Source organism: Salicibibacter halophilus (assembly GCF_006740705.1).
GTDB lineage: Bacteria > Bacillota > Bacilli > Bacillales > Marinococcaceae > Salicibibacter > Salicibibacter halophilus.
On record NZ_CP035485.1, the window covers coordinates 1,952,568 to 1,968,921 of the forward strand.

Here is a 16,354-nt window from a genome sequence, read left to right on the forward strand (position 1 = left end):
TACAGACAGGGACCCAATTTTAGATGGCATGCATAAATTAGAAAAGAAAGTTCTTTGCGATCTAGCGAACCGAATCTTACTCCCAAAAGGGGCAGCACCTTGGGCTACTGCCTCTTTTTCAAGGACATTTTCCAACGTTGATACAGATACATACGTTACAAAGAAGCCCTTGATAGGCCAGTTACTGGCTATTATTTCTGTGGTGAATCGTATTGGATGCGTGTTTGATAAACGGTGGATAGGGATGCATAAAGCAGGGATCATCCGCTTATCATCTAAGGATGCCATTGATAATGGGCTCCCACAGCAACACAATCGAGGCGAAAGCAGTTCATGACTGCCTCCGCCTCGATGTGTATGCATGAAGGTAAAACCAACGTTTCATGACTCATGATCTGTCGCTTTCTCACCGTTGCTTCCTCTTTCTTGGATGCCTGCGCGCATACTTTCCATACTTTCTTTACGGTGATCATTTTTTTCTTCAATGCGCTGCATTTCTTCTTCACTTAAGGCTTCCGCATGCTCGTTTTCAAATGCTCTCGCCTCGTTCAAATGTTCCTGCGTATCGTCGATGATTTCTTCTATCCTTTCCGTTTGATCGGAACGATGCTTCGATCTTTCCATCATCCATCCTCCCTCGTATAGTAAGTTTAAGCCCTTCAAACCTAAGGCAAATTCCACAAGATATTTTGTAGATTCATAAGGTTTTCCTTGGACGTTTCTAGATATTTCTAGATAATGATCTTAGGATCATTTGGGACAATTCTTTTCCCCCGTGTGGCTCGACCACAATTGAAGACTGTCTCTCCGTGTACGTGCGGCACTTCCTACTCGCAGGCTGAGCCCTCGGCCTCTTGAACTCAGGGGGAGCAGCCCCTGAGGCGGCTTTCAATGCCGATGGAGTTCTGATACACGAGGTTGATGATCGGCGTTCACACTAGAGATATCTCGAGGCGTCCAAAGAACGACCGAATGATTCTACAACGAAAGGAGGAATTTCCCCATGCGAATGTTTGTCGGGCTTGACGTTAGCTCGTTTGATATGAAAGTGTGTGTGCTTGATCAAGAAGGTGATCAGCTTTCGGCTTTTACGGTTTCCAATGACTTGCCGGGTGCCGAGGTGCTCAAAGAACGGCTGCTCGAGCTCTTAGCCGATATAGAGGTTGACATCCTAAAGATCGGCCTGGAGTCCACATCCGTCTATAGTTTTCATCCATCCATGTTCTTGCATAATGACGATGATTTAAAACCCTATGGCTCCCAAGTCTTTGTGATCAATCCGAAGCAGATTGCCAACTTCAAAAAGAGCTACCCTGACATGAATAAGACCGATGAGATTGACGCCTTTGTGATCGCCGATTACATGCGTTTCGGGCGCAATCAGATGTCCGTTGTCAAAGAAAGCCAATACATGGCTCTTCAACAGCTGACACGTTCGCGTTATCACTTGACCAAAGCGATGACGAAAGAGAAACAACACTTCTTGCAGCACTTGGAGTATAAATGCAACACCTTTTCCAAAGAAGTGGATTCATCGGTGTTTGGCCATGCTATGATGGAACTCTTTCTTGAAAAATACAGCCTGGATGAACTTGCCCAGCTTCCGCTTGAGGACCTGACCCGGTTTCTTCAAGAGAAAGGGAGAAATCGTTTTCCCGATCCGGAAGCTGTCGCCACATCCATCCAGAAAGCCGTCCGTTCATCGTACCGGTTGGACAAAGTCGTCGAAGATTCCATCGATGTGCTTTTAGGAACGTCCATTGAGCTCATTCGTTCCTTCCAAAAGCAAATCGAGGCGATCGATCAGTCCATTACTCGGATCATGAAAGGACTGACGCAGACGCTGGAATCAATCCCGGGCATTGGTCCGGTCTTCGCCGCAGGCATCATTGCCGAACTCGGTCAGATTGACCGGTTTCCCGATGAAACAAAAATAGCTAAATATGCGGGACTGTACTGGCGAAAACACCAGTCCGGGCGGTTTACCGCCGAAGATACTTCACTGACACGTCAAGGGAACCATTATTTGCGTTATTACCTCGTTGAAGCCGCCAACTCGGTACGAAGGCAAATTCCGGAATACCAAGTCTTTTATCAGAAGAAGTATCAAGAAGTCCCGAAACATCAACACAAACGTGCACTCGTGCTCACGGCAAGAAAACTCGTGCGATTGGTGGATGCGCTGCTACGCAAAAACCAACTCTTTACGCCAGAAAGGGGCGTGAACCTCTGACCGACATCGGCTGAGGGCTAGCCTTTCATTTTACCAGTATTTTACATTTTATTACTGGTGTTGTTCAGTGCGCGCTTTTTTCGCCTAAATGTCCTTTGACAACTTCATTTACTGTGATTTTGAACTTGACATATTACCGCCGCAGGTCTTCGATGAGATATCAGCCTATCTTATGAAAGGAGCATTTGCTTGGTTCGGAGGATGGATGTTTTTACCCAAATATCTCTCCGATGGTGATCCCGATCGCGAACAAGCATCATTCTCTATTTCAATCCGAACATCTTTAATAAATCATTTCCTAGTTCATTTATTTGAGCAACGGATAAGAATGGGCGACATTCACAGAGGTAATCATGGATCACTTGCAAATGTTGGGCTTGTGTTCCTTGCTCTCTGTTCACTCTAATGACGATTTCTTTTACACTATCCTCTTTGAATTGTTCCCATGGACTTTTAGTGATTTCTTTTGAAAAGGTTTCAACGATAGGGTATCTTCGATGTCTTTTCACTTTCATGAAGGTTCTTACGTTCATTTTCCCACCTCCAAAGGGTCGAAGCATTCCTGACTTTTCCATTTCCCCTACGAAGGTACATGTAAAAGTCCTAAAGGAACGAAGGGCAACGAACGATTTAGCGTAAAGGCTTATCGTTGTCATCATGCCCCGTTTTTGCTCGGCGCTTTGGGAAAGAGGTCAAAGGTTGTTGATCGCTTTATCATTTGATTACAAGCCATTTTCATTTCTATTTGTACTTTTTGGAAAAATATCAAAAAGAGGAGGATTCCATATACAGATGGTCCATCCGTTGATATGATCCTCGTAGCAAATGAGGTTCATCATTTATCCATATGGGGGAATGTAAGCATGAATAAGAAGCTGCTTTATGGTGCCCTTGCTGGCATCTTTTCCGTTGGCATGCTAACCGCATGCGGAGACATTATGGAAGAAGATGAGGGAGTCCCGATGGATGGCGGTGAAGATGAAGGCGACATGGAAGAAGACCCCGGAGCTGAAGATGAAGGCGGCATAGAAGAAGATCCTGGAGCTGAAGATGAGGACGACGGCATGGACGACTTCTAGAGGGTGGTGCTCAAAGCAAGATGATGGTATGATCCTGATGGCATTGAGGCAGCTACACCTATAACATGCATCCCGGAACATTCCTGAGCGTAAGAATTTCCGGGATTTTTAGGGTAAAAAATATTGGCAAGACCCCCTAAGCAATGGGTCCTTTTCCTTTTGTTCTTGGTGTTTGGGTTTGCATGTGCCGGGATGATTGCTGCCCTTCATGCCATCAATGCTGGCGCTGACCTCCGAAAAGAAAACGCCCACCCAGGAAGGCACAGTCTTATCCATCCAAGAACATGTTTCAGCACGGAGGTTTCGGGGAATAGCGAATCATAATCCTCTAAATAATTCCAATAGATACAATATTAAACATATGAAGTCTTCCCTATCTTCGATTTAGATTCATTTCGCTCTCTGATGGACCAAGCATAACGGGTGATTGAAAACGGATAGAAGAGAAAGGAGTAAAGGGATATGTTCAATTATGCTGCTAGGAATGTTGCCGGTTTATCCTTGATCGATGGTCATTTAAGAGAGGAATTAAACGGAGCGATCGCAGCGTCTTCGAAGATTTTTCCTGTTATGGTTCAATTTAAAGCAGGGTGTTTGACCAGTGGTGTTCAATATTTAGAAAGCATCGTGAACACCTATGCACACTGTCAAGTGAACCGATCGTTTCCGCGTTTTTCGTTACAAGGCGGAACGCTCACAGCTGTAGCGCTTGAAGATCTTTGTTATAACTGCAAGGATGTTAAGAAAGTCTATCTTGATCGTACATTTAGTGTTAGCATTGATACGGCTACCGAAACGACCAGAGCAAGTGATCTCCAAGAAGAAAGGGATGAAACCGGTGAAGGCGAAGGGGTGACGGTCGCCATTCTTGATACAGGGGTCCATCCGAGTCCAGATCTCATGGAACCCGAAGAGCGAATCATTGGCTTTAAAGATGTCATTGATGATCAGGAAGAACCCTATGACGATAATGGTCACGGGACCCACTGCGCCGGGTGTGCAGCCGGTAATGGCCATCAATCCGATGGAGAATATACAGCGCCAGCTCCTAAAGCCAATATCGTCGGGGTCAAAGTCCTTGATAGGATGGGCGCCGGTTCCTTATCCAATATTATCGCTGGCGTCGATTGGTGTATCGAAAACCAAGAGGCCTACGACATCCGGATTTTATCCTTATCGTTAGGGAGCCCGGCCTCGGAACCTGGAGACGACGATCCGGTGGTGCAAGCGGTCAACCAAGCTTGGGATGAAGGGATGGTCGTATGTGTCGCTGCTGGTAATGAGGGTCCCGGTGAAGGAACCATTGCTTCTCCGGGCACTAGTCCAAAGGTGATCACTGTAGGGGCTTTGGACGAACAAGGGACGCCTGATCGATCCGATGTAGATGTGGCTGACTTCTCGAGTCGAGGCCCAACCATTGATGGAGACACGAAACCAGATCTTCTTGCCCCTGGTGTGGATATTACCGCTATACGTGCGCCGGATGCCTTTCTCGATCAAATGGAAAAGGCCAAACACGTCAATGACGACTATATCTCGATGTCCGGGACATCGATGGCCACCCCCATTTGTGCAGGCGTGTGTGCGCAACTGTTAGAACGAAACAGTGAATGGGATCCAAACGAGGTGAAGGAGCGATTACATGAGGGAGCTGAAGATCTCGGTCTGGAACCCAACACCCAAGGGGAGGGTTTGCTAGATGCTGTTGCTAGTGACAACGATGATGCCGATGATGCCAGGGACAATGACGATGACACCCAATAATTCGTTTTGGCTCGTCGTCCTAATGATAGAGGGACATGAATCAAAGGGCTGTGCCCAAGCATTTCTTGGGACACAGCCCTATCCCCTTCAAAAGCATTTTTCGGCACGGAAGTTTCGGGGGATAGCAACGAATAATCACCAAAATAATCAAAATAGATTTAATATTTAATCATATTTTTTGCTTTCATGTCTTTGATGGCTATTCGTTTCGAATGGAGACATGGATGTTCACGCCCCTCCGATGGCACCTACGTTCCCCTGCATACGAAAGCAAATGGATCATTCATGATGATTCATTTCTAACGGAAAGGAGATCAACCATGAAGCAGACCGAAGGTTTTTATCGGGCTTTTTGGGTCCAAGCTTTTGAACCAGGGTTGAAAACCCCTGAAGAGATTGATCAACTTCTCCTTGATGCTGACAATGCCAATATGAATGCCATCCTCGCCCAAGTGAGTCGCAGACATGATGCCTATTATAGCAGTGACGTATTACCGTTTACAGAGGATCCAGCTATCCCTTCGGGGTTTGATCCCCTCGGATATTTGGTGGAGCAAGCGAAAGAAAGAGAGATTGAGGTCCATCCTCTCTGGCACGAGGTGTATAATGGTCCACCTGAGCATCCCGATCACATCTATCATGCCCATGGCCCCGATGCCTCTGATCAAGATACGTGGGTGACGTATGGGTACGACGGCAACCCCAACGAAGCCATGCCATACCTCGATGTCGGCCATCCGGATTTTCAGACCCATATTGTGGAAATGGTCACCGATGTGGCGAACCATTATGACCTTGATGGCGTGCACTTGGATTTGTATTTGATAACTTAAAAATAGGCCACCATGTTCATTGAAAATCCGGCCAGTACGATCGAAAATCTCACTTGTGTCATACATACAAGTGGGGGCAGGAGAGATGATCACCATGAGCCAAAAGTACCAAACATTAATGAAGTATATGCACGAGGGGGAATCGATACGAAAAATTGCCCGAGATATAGGGACCCACCGGGAAACAGTTAGTAAATACGTCAAGGAATACGAACAGAAGCGTAACCAACTCATGGAAGGAGGCGAAGATGTCGATGTCGAGGCGCTGATCGAAGCCTTAACAGAGAAGCCGACGTACACCACCGGTTCTCGCCCTAAACGTAAACTCACACCGGAGATTGAACAACGAATCCTTACTTTCCTTGAGGAAAATCGGGATAAGCGCCAAAAGGGGCAGAAGAAACAACAAAAAACAGTCATGGACATGTATGAGGTTTTAGAAGATGAAGAGCTGGACATTAGTTACAGTACGGTCCGTCGGTTGGTTCGACAGTTGGAACACAGAGCCAAGGAGGCATTTATTAAAGAAACGTACATGCCCGGAGATGTTTGTGAATTTGATTGGGGGGAGGTAAAAATAACGGTGGACGGACGACTACAGCCGTTCCAAATGGCCGTCTTCACATCGGCGTATGGGAATTATCGGTGGGCGTGTCTGTTCCCCAAGCAAACGACGGAGTGCTTCCAAGAAGCACACGCGCGTTTCTTTGCCCATGTCGGCGGCGTTCATACCACACTCACCTATGACAACATGCGCGTCGCTGTTAGAGGTCTGGCCGGGGAAAAAGGGCCCACAGAAGGCCTGATGCAACTGATGGTGTATTACGGGTTTCAACACCGGTTCTGTAATATCCGCCGCGGCAATGAAAAGGGCCATGTGGAACGCAGCGTGGACGTCGTTCGGCGCAAGGCATTCGCCATCAAAGACACCTTTGAGAGTTTAGAAGAAGCGAACCACTTTCTCGAGGGGGTATGTTCGGAAAAACTCAATCAGAAATCTATGAGCCAATACGAAGGTCAAACGCCCACACAGCGCCTTGAGCAAGAACGTGAGCACCTTTTAGAAGCACCGCCGAAATGGGATGCGGCTCGTGTGAAGTACGCTCGCGTGGATAAATACGCGACCGTGGTGATTGAGCAAAACCGTTATTCGGTGCCTGATCATTTGGTCGGTGAAATGATCATGGTGAAAGTGTACGCGGAGCGTATCCGTTGCTTTTACAACGAGGCGTGTATCGCGAATCATGAACGGCTCAGTGGCCACCATCGGTGGAATCTTCAACTCTCCCACGTCTTGGAGACCTTACGAAAAAAGCCCGGTGCATTGGGGGGAAGCTTAGCCCTGCACCAGGCGGATCAAAAAATCAAAGCTATTTACGAGACCCATTATACAGGAAGGGAGCGGGATTTCATAGCGCTTTGTCACTACTTGCGGGACGAGGGCGATTTCGACACCGTCTTAGCCGCCATCGACCAACTGGAGGCGATGCATCCAAAACACGTGACCACCGATAAAATCAAAGCGATATGTGCCAGAAACAACGAACAGCCGATCACGCCGCCGTCGTCTCAGGATACGGAAGCTATTGCCGAACAGGCCAGAAACCAGATGAGTGATTATGATCAGTTATTTCAAATGACAGCCACAAAGGAGGGGATTCATTGACCATTAAAACCCAAGAAGAATGGCACGCGGATGTTCAATCATACGCGAAAGAATTAAAGCTACCCATGATTCGCAGACATGTGGCTGAGCACGCGTCAGAAGCCAGTATGCAAGACATCAGCTACGAAGCCTTTCTAGCTCAACTCCTACAAAAAGAACAAGATGCCCGGCGGGAATCGGCCCGATATAACCGCATCCGCCGGGCTGAATTCAATCAGAAAAAATACTTGGAGGATCTTTCGGTTCAAGACTTGCCCGAAGATGCCCAGAAAAAGCTCAATACCTTGAAAAGCCTGGATTTTATCCGCGAAGGACGGAATGCCATTTTTGCCGGGAATGCCGGAACGGGAAAGTCGCACATGGCGATCGGCTTGGGAATGAAAGCTTGTTTGGAAGGGTTTAAAGTATGGTTTACGACGGTGCCGATTCTTGTCAACCAAATCAAGGAAACACGGGCGGAGAAAACCCTTCGAAATTTTCAAAGCCGATTCGAGAAATATGATCTGGTGATCGCCGATGAGATGGGTTATATCTCCTTTGATAAAGAAGGCGCAGAACAACTCTTCACTCATCTCTCCCTCCGGGCAGGGCGCAAATCGACGATTATCACGACGAATCTCTCTTTTGAACGTTGGGGGGAAATCTTTCAGGATGAGGTCATGACCGCGGCGATGATTGATCGCCTCACGCATCAAGCGCATATTGTCAATATGAATGGGAGCTCTTATCGCATGAAAGAGACCAAAGAGTGGCTGGGCACCCAGGATGCGGACGACGTTCAGCAGTAATCCCGGTCGACGAAGACGAAGGAGGAATGGCATCTAAAGAAAGCTAAAAGCGATGATAACCATTCGAGGCTCGTAACGATCCTCGCTATGGCAAACGGGTAGCGTAAAGGGTTTTGATTCACTGTTCTTTGACAACTGAATACAGACGTAGGATAAAAACATTCAAAGGCATGCGATTCTAACGGCTGGCTGCAAACAGGTCTTTTGACCTACCAACAAGCTGATCAACACAGAAGATTTTGCTTCATTTTTTCGGCTAAAAAAATTGTGAAAGAGTTCACGATTGGACGGAAATTCAATGAACATTTGGCCGGATTTTGAGTTGACAATTACATGGATTATATTCGTTACCCAGAAAATGCTCTAGATGACCCCCCGGGGTGGTATGGCTATAACCCAACGGTGCTCCAGCGTTTTCAAGAAGAAATGGATCGAGATGATCGACCGGAACCCGAAGACGAGGAATGGCTCGCCTGGAAAGTCAATCAAGTGGATCACCTGGTTCAACGCGTCTATACAGAACTCATGGAGGTCGATGCATCCCAAGTGTTGAGTGCCTCTGTCCTTTCATGGGGATTTGAGGATCCATCCGAACATGATTTCTGGGGCCTCGATCCTGTTCAACGAGCGCATCAAAACTGGAAAACATGGATTCAGGAAGGCTATCTTGATTACGTATTTGTCATGAATTATGACTCAGAGGAAGAGCGTCCCGATCGTTTACGGAATGGGTAGAGTGGCAAAAAGAGGTCGATCGTAATCGCGGCATCGTGACGGGACCAGGCTTATATTTGAACACTGTTCCAGATAGTATGGCTCAGATCAAGCGAGCCATTAGCCCCTCTAGCTCCACAGGTGAACGGACGGAAGGGGTTGGCCTTTACGCGTATAACGTTTGGAGTAACGAGGAAGATTCAACGTCCCAACAAGAGATGATTCAATCGCTTTCCCAACCAACGGAATTGAATGATGGTGATCCCCCTTTTCCAGATAAAGTTCCTCCCCATGATCCTTCGTGGAAATCCGAAGACACAGGTTATTTGCTTGGGCATTGGACAGGGGAAGACACGACATTGAGCGGCCATATCGTGACCGTTTCCTCCGCCTCTCAATCTTATACAACCACAGTGGATGGCAATCGTTTGTTTGTTTTGTGCAATGTACCATCTGGGGATTACACCCTTGAAATTGAAGGGACAGCTCTTCAAGATGTCCTTACGATTGAAGCGAACACCATTACCAGAATCATGATTTAACCAAGCCATCTAAGCCACTCATAGACCTTCATGGCCAGTAAAATCATGCCATGAAGGCATTATACAGCGCTGCGTGATGATGGTTGCAAAAGGATAAAAGAGGGTATCGAACGCCCTTCGAACATGGAAGGGGATGGATATTCATGGAAGATAGATGGGAGCTTCCCGTTCAAAAATCACCGAAGAAAATGGTTAGAAGCTCTCCTTAATGAGCCGATGCGATTGTCGTCATCCCTTCATCCCCTGTTAGAGAAAGGGGGTGTCCTTGATGCAAAGGATTTATATGGACCCTGGGCATGGTGGCAGTGACAGCGGGGCTACAGGGCACGGCATGGCTGAAAAGGATATTGTGCTCGATATTGGCCTTCAGATGAGCGTTTATCTGCGTGAAAACTTTGAAGGCATGTACCGTCGAATGTCACGGACGAGTGACACGTTTGTTTCGCTTCAAGATCGCACAAATGACGCAAACAGTTGGGGAGCCGACGTGTTTGTATCCATCCATGCCAATGGCTTTGATGGAAGGGCCCGTGGGTTCGAGACGTATATTCATGACAGCAATCCAACATGGGCGAGAGAACTGCAAAGGATCATGCATCCACGTGTTTTAGAAGGCATGCAAACGTTCGATGCTTTGATCCCTGATCGGGGCCAGCAATTAGCCAATTTTCATGTGCTTCGGGAAAGTCAAGCCAATGCGATTTTAACTGAAAATTTGTTTGTTGATAACGCCACGGACGCTGATTTATTACAAGACCCAGCGTTTATCTCGGCGGTAGCAGCGGAACATGCTGAGGCTGTAGCTGCCTTTTTGGGTTTAACACCCATAAGCAGTGATTGATGGATTTACCTTTCACGATTGGATGGAGATATCCTTCATTCGAAGTGGTGAATGGATCCCACATGTGGCAGCAACGACTCGTGGATCTCGGCTATCATTTCCCGCAGCATGGTATCGATCTCGTGTTGGGGATTGGGACGAATATCAAGCCGATGCAGGTATGGATATTGATGGTATCTCAGGGCCTGAAACCCATAGGTAGAACATCAGGCATAAATCGAGAGGCGTCGTCCTGCCTGACCACGCCTCTCCCAGAACGACAAATGTGAGTCTAGGCATGCGGCTTCTCTCATTTATCCTTGTTTTGGATAGCATTCACTACAGGAAAATATTGGTGAAAAAGATGAAAGAGGTGAAGAAACAAAAATCCTTTATACTGGAGGGACGGGTCATCTCCTATATCAAGGACCAAACCATATGGACAATCATACCCCCCTATGCCTATGACTGACGAGGATAGAGAGAATGAATGGTGGATGAGTGTGATTTTTGCTTGTTTAACCATCGAAATATTTGATGTAGGGCAAGATTTTCTAACCGGTTATATATTCATGGGGTAAAAGAGGTGCAAAGATATGGTGAGACATCGTTGGTGGCTGCTTCTCATTGGTTTAGGGATCTTGGTTGTCGGATGCAGCAAGGGGACGTTTACAGGGAGCTTAGAGGAGATCGCAGACGATAAACCGAAAGAAGAGATGGATGCCGCTCCCCCGACGGTTGAAGGGGAATCCTCCATTTCATTCTTAGATGTCGGTCAGGGCGATAGCACTCTGATTCAAGAAGGGAACACCACCATCTTAATTGATACGGGCAGACATGACGATGATGCGATTTTTGATCATTTAGAAACCCATGGTGTTACCGATATTGATTTGTTAGTGTTCACGCATCCGCACGCGGATCATATCGGGAATGGGGATAAAATCGTGGAGGCCTATGAGCCGGAAGAGGTTTGGATGGATGGTAATGAAACAGACGGATACATTTGAACGATTGATTGATGCATTGCTGGCCTCAGATGCGGAGGTTGTGGAACCGTCAGCTGGGGAAACGCATAATATAGGTTCGTTTCTGTTGGAGCTCACACATCCCGGTGAGAACTTTCCGGCGACTTCAATAATGATTCGGTTTCCTTCCGGATGCATTACGGAGATATATCGTTCCTTTTTACCGGTGATGCCGAAGGGGAAGCTGAGCAGCAAATGATCGATGATGGCATGAATGTATCCGCTGATGTTTATAGCATGGGGCATCACGGGTCAGAAACATCGAGTCAACGTTTTTTTGTTGAAGAAGTGAACCCTGATGTAGCGGTTTATTCATCCGGGGAAGGGAATCCTTATGAGCATCCTCATGATGAAGCGTTACAGCGCGTGGAGGATCAAGGGGCTGACATCTATGGAACCATGGAAGACGGAACGGTGACTGTGATCACGGACGGAGAAAGTCTGGATATTGACACGGAAAGCGAGGAATGAGGACAGATGAAGGAGAAAATACCAGGCGTGATTGATCGTATCGAAGAGGGGTACGCTGTCATTCTCATAGAGGGAGACGAACAAGAAATGTTTTATTCGGCTTCCGAACTTTATGAGGGGCCAGAGAGGGGGATATGGTCAAGGTCACTGTATACGACGAACAAGTTCAGGCTGTGATTTATGATGACAAGACAAAAGAAAGGGAGAAAGTGATCCGAAGGAAAATGAATGATCTTCATCATAAATAACGGAAAGACCTGCGGTAATATGTCAAGTTCAAAATCACAGCGCGCACTGAACCTTTTTCCGAATCTTTCAAAGAAACATTGGCCCTTCACGCTTCATGGCGTAGAGACAGCATCTTTGTCATGAGGCGAAAACTATCCATAATTTGGAAAATAAAATTGTTAAGGATGCGTTTGTTCACGCCATTATACATGATTTTATACAGGCATTAAAAATCCCTGTTTCTTGGCTTACGGGGGTTTTGTTTGATGAATAACGCACGAAAAAACACAGGTGCTTTGGAAGTCTGATTTGTCAGTGGTTTCGGGCGACAATAAGTTAACATAATCTGTGTTGGCGGCAGTCGTTTTGCATACCGGTGTATGGCGTATACATCCCAAAAACCGCCCCATGACCAACCGTGGAAAAAATGGAACGGTCCCCATAGGGCGTAGCAAAACGAATGGTCAGTCCTGTGCTTTTAGTCATTTGAGGAACAAGATTTAGGGGATGACTGGCCAGAGAAAATGTTATCGATTGAGGATATCACCTATGAAGAATATCTTGAAATAGTGTCTGAAAATGAGGAAAGTTTAGAAACCATGTTACAAGACGCGGAAGAACAAAAGGAAGATAGCGTCCAATCCTTAGGAGCGATGAATGAAAATTACGATCCACACATGGGAGATATCTTGACGACGGATTCCACCTCCTCCTATGGGGTTACTGGTCATAACGGCATTGTTGTTGGAGAAGGTCATGTCTTGCATTTCCCTGGACCTGGTGAAAATCCTGAAATCATCTCATGGGAAGATTGGATCGATACTTACCCAAGCACGATTGTTCATAGACCTACTGATACGGTGGGATCACAGGAAGCTGCAATATGGGCGACCAATCATTATGGAGGTCAAGAAGTCGACTATGGTTTCAACTTAAACTTATATGAACTCTCGGAAAGCTATTGCTCTAAGCTTGTATGGCAAGCCTTTGCGAATACTTCGATAGGAGCGGAAGAACCAGGTATTATTCCAGGGTATGGAATTATTGTCCCTTATGATGTAGCGGATGCTGTTAATAGCGACCACGTCGTGCCTTATGATTCGATGTCAGATGAACAAGAAAACCAAGAGGAAGCAGCTTAATACCTGTTTTTATGGTTACGCATCGAAAAGCCGATTTAGCGTTTTATGACTAAATCGGCTTCTTTCTTTATAAGCGTAATGACGGTGATTAGTTTAGTTTTCATTATATTTGTATGATCTTCAATAGTCCACAAGAACGGGCGCTGAACTTTATTCCACAAACGTCAGCAATAGGTAAGCCTTTGACGTGATCTCCAGCTTTTCCCCTGCTCCACACGGAGCGTGCAAGTTTCCCCGCACTCCGCGTTCCATCTAACGAAATTACTGGATCATAAGTTCCTCGTTACTCCCGTGATTAGGATTGCTCGATGCTTCGTAATCTACATTGTTCTCGATACCTGTTGATCTTTTCTAATTGCGATGCGTTGATTTTATATTGACGAAGAAGGATTCGCACCCTTTCATGATCCGTATGATGGATGAGGCGGTGTACATCCTTATGAACAATTCGCAAATTATGAAATTGATCGGTTCCACCCAATTGCTTTGGCATGTAATGATGGCAATGAACGTCCGAGGCAGGCGACACTATGCCTGTAATCTCGCATTTCCCCATTTTCATACTGTATCGGCTGATTCGATTATCCAAATATTCGACACTTCGATGGGGAAGCGTTGCTTTCATCAGCACCCCGATCTCTTGTCCTAAATCTGGACGTAACCGTTTGTGAATCTTTTCCCTACCTTTCTTCGTGTAAGGGGTAACGGTTGGTGTAAAACCCATCGTATGGACGGTTTTTACATCGGCGAGGGGAAATAAATACACGCCACAAATTTTGAACGTTTTAAAGCTTTGTTTATAGAGCTTTTTATACGTGGGTGGTGGGTTGGTAGGATGTTCATATTTTCCTACAGGTCTAAGATTATTGTAGATATACGCTTTTAGATCGAAGGCAAGACGTGAGAACTCTAGATTTACTTTTGTGGCTCGTTTAAAGTATTGATGAAGGCCAGAAACAAAACTATTGAAAAGGAGCGCGTTGAGTGCAGATGGGGAAGATCTTATTCTTCGAATAAGCTTTTTCGCTTCTTGTTTGATCTTCTGCTTTTTCTCTGCTTTGATCCCTGTACGCGCCACTCTCTTTTTGCCCTTTTTATTCGCACGGATGGTGAATCCGAGAAATTCCGATTCCTTTTTCCGCAGATTAACGATTTGAGATTTCTCTGGCGATATATCCAGTTTCAAACGGTCTTTCAGGTATAAGCGAACCGCATGATACCATTTCTGAGCTGTTTCCCCATCCTTACAGAGGATTTTGAAGTCATCCGCATAACGGATAAGGTAACCTTCTTTGAGTCGGGTGCGTTTCTTGGCATTTCTTTCCCCAACCTTGGATTGATAGGGTTTTGACAACGGGAAGAACTCCCATTGACCGGCGACCCATTGGTCTAAATCATTCAATACGATATTTGAAAGTAAAGTTGATAACAGCCCACCCTGTGGTACGCCGCAGGTAGGTTTACCTTCTCCATCAATTTCCGCCTTGAGCATTTTCGAAATGCATGCCAAGACTTTTCGATCTTGCACGCCCATCTGCCATAGTTGCTTAATGAGTAACGTATGGTTAATATGGTCAAAGAAGCTTTTGATATCAATGTCTACCACAAAGTGAAAGTCTGCTTGATTAATCAGAAATTGGATTCTTGCCATCGCATGATGAGCAGACCGAAGAGGGCGAAATCCATAGCTGTGGTTGTAAAACTGGGCTTCCGCAATCGGTTCCAGCACTTGTTTAAAACATTGTTGGATAATGCGATCGAGTATACATGGAATACCCAGTGGTCGCCATTTACCGTTATCTTTTTCAATCCATTTCCTTCGGACTTTCTTTGGGCAATAGTTTTTGAGTTTGTTTCGGACTTCAGTGATTAAGTCTTCTTCCGACCACGATTTTAAATCGGCAATGGTTTTCCCATCGATTCCCGATGTCTTTGAACCTTTGTTAGACTTGATGGTACGATAAGCCAGTAGGATGTTCTCACGAGATGTGATCACATCATATAAACGAGAAAAAGATTGTCGCTCCATGGACTTTTCGTACAAGTCTGTAAACGTATCCATCATGTCGTAGTAATCCCAATAACGTAAAGCTTGCATTGTGGCATCCTCTCTAAAGAGTGATGTTCCCACGTTCTTACCCGATCGATGCAATGCACGTTTGGAAAATGATCGTTCACCTCGCTAGACTCGGGGCTGTTCCTCCCCTCCCATTACAGGAGTTTCATGGGTCATGCCCCTACCCTCGCAAGGATCAATGCCTTTCGGCGTAAGCCTTATAGCAACCATTTCGGGTGACAGCCCTTGTTTCAATGGTCCTTGTTTTCCAAGTCCCTTACAACCTAGCTTTCCGTACTGAACGTAGGTGTGCCCTGTAAGCCTGTGAGCTGGATACCGCCATTGTTCGGTATAGCGTGTTTCATGAAAGCGCAGCATTACTCCACGCTACTCACGCCATCGTTGGATGGCCTATAGGTTTCCCTATAGTCAATCTATAGACCTGTACATTCGGTTGTTCGTCAGTTTCCTTCCACGGAAACCATTCTCACCATATCCAGTTTTTCAGCCGTCCGGCATATCCGTTGGCATACCTTTTCCTTTGGAATGGCTCCAGCCTTCGTTCTGCCGACTCTACCTGACTTCAAACCCCATGACCTGTCAGTCATGACGCATGCAGGAGTATTGACGGGATGGTTTCGGGAAACATGGCTCCGTCATTCCCATCCTTGGTTGTAACGTTAGGATTTATGAAAATCCTCTGTATTTCACGCTACAAAGCGTTTATAACAGAACTTGTCGAGCGGCGCTTCGATTGCTTAAGACCTAAAACGACGGTTTCCATAAGGGTTCACGTAACCGAAATCAGCTGTAAATTCTAAGCGAATAAACTAATTCCATAAAATATCATCAGAATTAAATCCCCAAAAATAGCATACCTTATTGCCTTTTGCTTTCCAGTCATATTTTTGGCCTGTTTTCTTTGATCATATCTCGGAGTATCCCCTAGAACCCAGCAACTGTCGGTTAACCCGCAAAGTAGCTTACTTA

Annotated in this window: 17 protein-coding genes; 14 read left to right on the forward strand and 3 right to left on the reverse strand. The window is 46.1% G+C overall.

Features of this window, described 5'->3' with window-relative positions; all coding sequences use genetic code 11:
• Positions 1–381: 381 nt before the first annotated feature.
• The gene (locus tag EPH95_RS09485) at positions 382–627 is read right to left on the reverse strand and encodes a small acid-soluble spore protein Tlp (protein ID WP_142089417.1); all 246 of its coding nucleotides are present in this window, start codon (positions 625–627) and stop codon (positions 382–384) included.
• A gap of 376 nt (positions 628–1,003) precedes the next feature.
• On the opposite strand from EPH95_RS09485, the gene EPH95_RS09490 reads away from it, so the two are divergent.
• Positions 1,004–2,233 carry an IS110 family RNA-guided transposase gene (locus EPH95_RS09490; RefSeq protein WP_142089420.1) on the forward strand — a complete coding sequence of 410 codons (1,230 nt, stop codon included), beginning with the start codon at positions 1,004–1,006 and terminating at the stop codon, positions 2,231–2,233.
• A 263-nt stretch (positions 2,234–2,496) separates the two neighbouring features.
• On the opposite strand, the gene EPH95_RS09495 is transcribed toward EPH95_RS09490, so the two are convergent.
• Positions 2,497–2,766 carry a hypothetical protein gene (locus EPH95_RS09495; RefSeq protein WP_142089422.1) on the reverse strand — a complete coding sequence of 90 codons (270 nt, stop codon included), beginning with the start codon at positions 2,764–2,766 and terminating at the stop codon, positions 2,497–2,499.
• Positions 2,767–3,096: 330 nt separating this feature from the next.
• Here EPH95_RS09495 and EPH95_RS09500 point away from each other — a divergent pair, with 330 nt between their 5' ends.
• The 13 genes from EPH95_RS09500 (at position 3,097) to EPH95_RS09550 (ending at position 13,308) form a co-directional block, all read left to right on the forward strand.
• A complete protein-coding gene (locus tag EPH95_RS09500; RefSeq protein ID WP_142089424.1) occupies positions 3,097–3,312 on the forward strand; it encodes a DNA primase in 216 nt (71 codons plus the stop codon).
• Positions 3,313–3,774: 462 nt separating this feature from the next.
• A complete protein-coding gene (locus tag EPH95_RS09505; RefSeq protein ID WP_142089426.1) occupies positions 3,775–5,076 on the forward strand; it encodes a S8 family peptidase in 1,302 nt (433 codons plus the stop codon).
• Positions 5,077–5,396: 320 nt separating this feature from the next.
• Complete coding sequence (locus tag EPH95_RS09510; protein WP_227003866.1) at positions 5,397–5,909, forward strand: family 10 glycosylhydrolase; 513 nt, start codon at positions 5,397–5,399, stop codon at positions 5,907–5,909.
• 85 nt (positions 5,910–5,994) lie between these two features.
• A complete protein-coding gene (istA, locus tag EPH95_RS09515) occupies positions 5,995–7,575 on the forward strand; it encodes an IS21 family transposase (protein ID WP_142087137.1) in 1,581 nt (526 codons plus the stop codon).
• Entirely contained in the window at positions 7,572–8,363 is a 792-nt protein-coding gene (gene istB / locus EPH95_RS09520) for an IS21-like element helper ATPase IstB (RefSeq protein ID WP_142087135.1), read from the forward strand. The genes istA and istB overlap by 4 nt, the downstream gene beginning before the upstream one ends.
• Before the next feature lie 333 nt (positions 8,364–8,696).
• Positions 8,697–9,098, forward strand: coding sequence for a family 10 glycosylhydrolase (locus EPH95_RS09525; protein ID WP_142089431.1), 402 nt, complete (start codon positions 8,697–8,699; stop codon positions 9,096–9,098).
• A 77-nt stretch (positions 9,099–9,175) separates the two neighbouring features.
• Positions 9,176–9,619: a hypothetical protein gene (locus tag EPH95_RS09530; protein ID WP_160141707.1), complete on the forward strand. Its 444-nt coding sequence runs from the start codon at positions 9,176–9,178 to the stop codon at positions 9,617–9,619.
• 268 nt (positions 9,620–9,887) lie between these two features.
• Positions 9,888–10,460: an N-acetylmuramoyl-L-alanine amidase family protein gene (locus EPH95_RS09535; RefSeq protein WP_142089436.1), complete on the forward strand. Its 573-nt coding sequence runs from the start codon at positions 9,888–9,890 to the stop codon at positions 10,458–10,460.
• Positions 10,461–11,035: 575 nt separating this feature from the next.
• On the forward strand, positions 11,036–11,449 hold the full coding sequence (locus EPH95_RS09540) for an MBL fold metallo-hydrolase (RefSeq protein WP_142089439.1): 414 nt from the start codon (positions 11,036–11,038) through the stop codon (positions 11,447–11,449).
• Complete coding sequence (locus EPH95_RS19220; protein WP_227003867.1) at positions 11,427–11,666, forward strand: hypothetical protein; 240 nt, start codon at positions 11,427–11,429, stop codon at positions 11,664–11,666. Before EPH95_RS09540 ends, EPH95_RS19220 begins: the two co-directional genes overlap by 23 nt.
• Positions 11,600–11,938 carry a ComEC/Rec2 family competence protein gene (locus tag EPH95_RS09545; RefSeq protein ID WP_142089442.1) on the forward strand — a complete coding sequence of 113 codons (339 nt, stop codon included), beginning with the start codon at positions 11,600–11,602 and terminating at the stop codon, positions 11,936–11,938. The genes EPH95_RS19220 and EPH95_RS09545 overlap by 67 nt, the downstream gene beginning before the upstream one ends.
• A gap of 6 nt (positions 11,939–11,944) precedes the next feature.
• Entirely contained in the window at positions 11,945–12,115 is a 171-nt protein-coding gene (locus EPH95_RS18815; RefSeq protein WP_160141708.1) for a hypothetical protein, read from the forward strand.
• Between the two features lie 575 nt (positions 12,116–12,690).
• Positions 12,691–13,308: a YiiX/YebB-like N1pC/P60 family cysteine hydrolase gene (locus EPH95_RS09550; protein WP_142089445.1), complete on the forward strand. Its 618-nt coding sequence runs from the start codon at positions 12,691–12,693 to the stop codon at positions 13,306–13,308.
• Positions 13,309–13,603: 295 nt separating this feature from the next.
• Here the strand turns inward: EPH95_RS09550 and ltrA are convergent, their stop codons facing one another.
• A complete protein-coding gene (gene ltrA / locus EPH95_RS09555) occupies positions 13,604–15,406 on the reverse strand; it encodes a group II intron reverse transcriptase/maturase (protein WP_142089447.1) in 1,803 nt (600 codons plus the stop codon).
• Between the last annotated feature and the right edge of the window lie 948 nt (positions 15,407–16,354).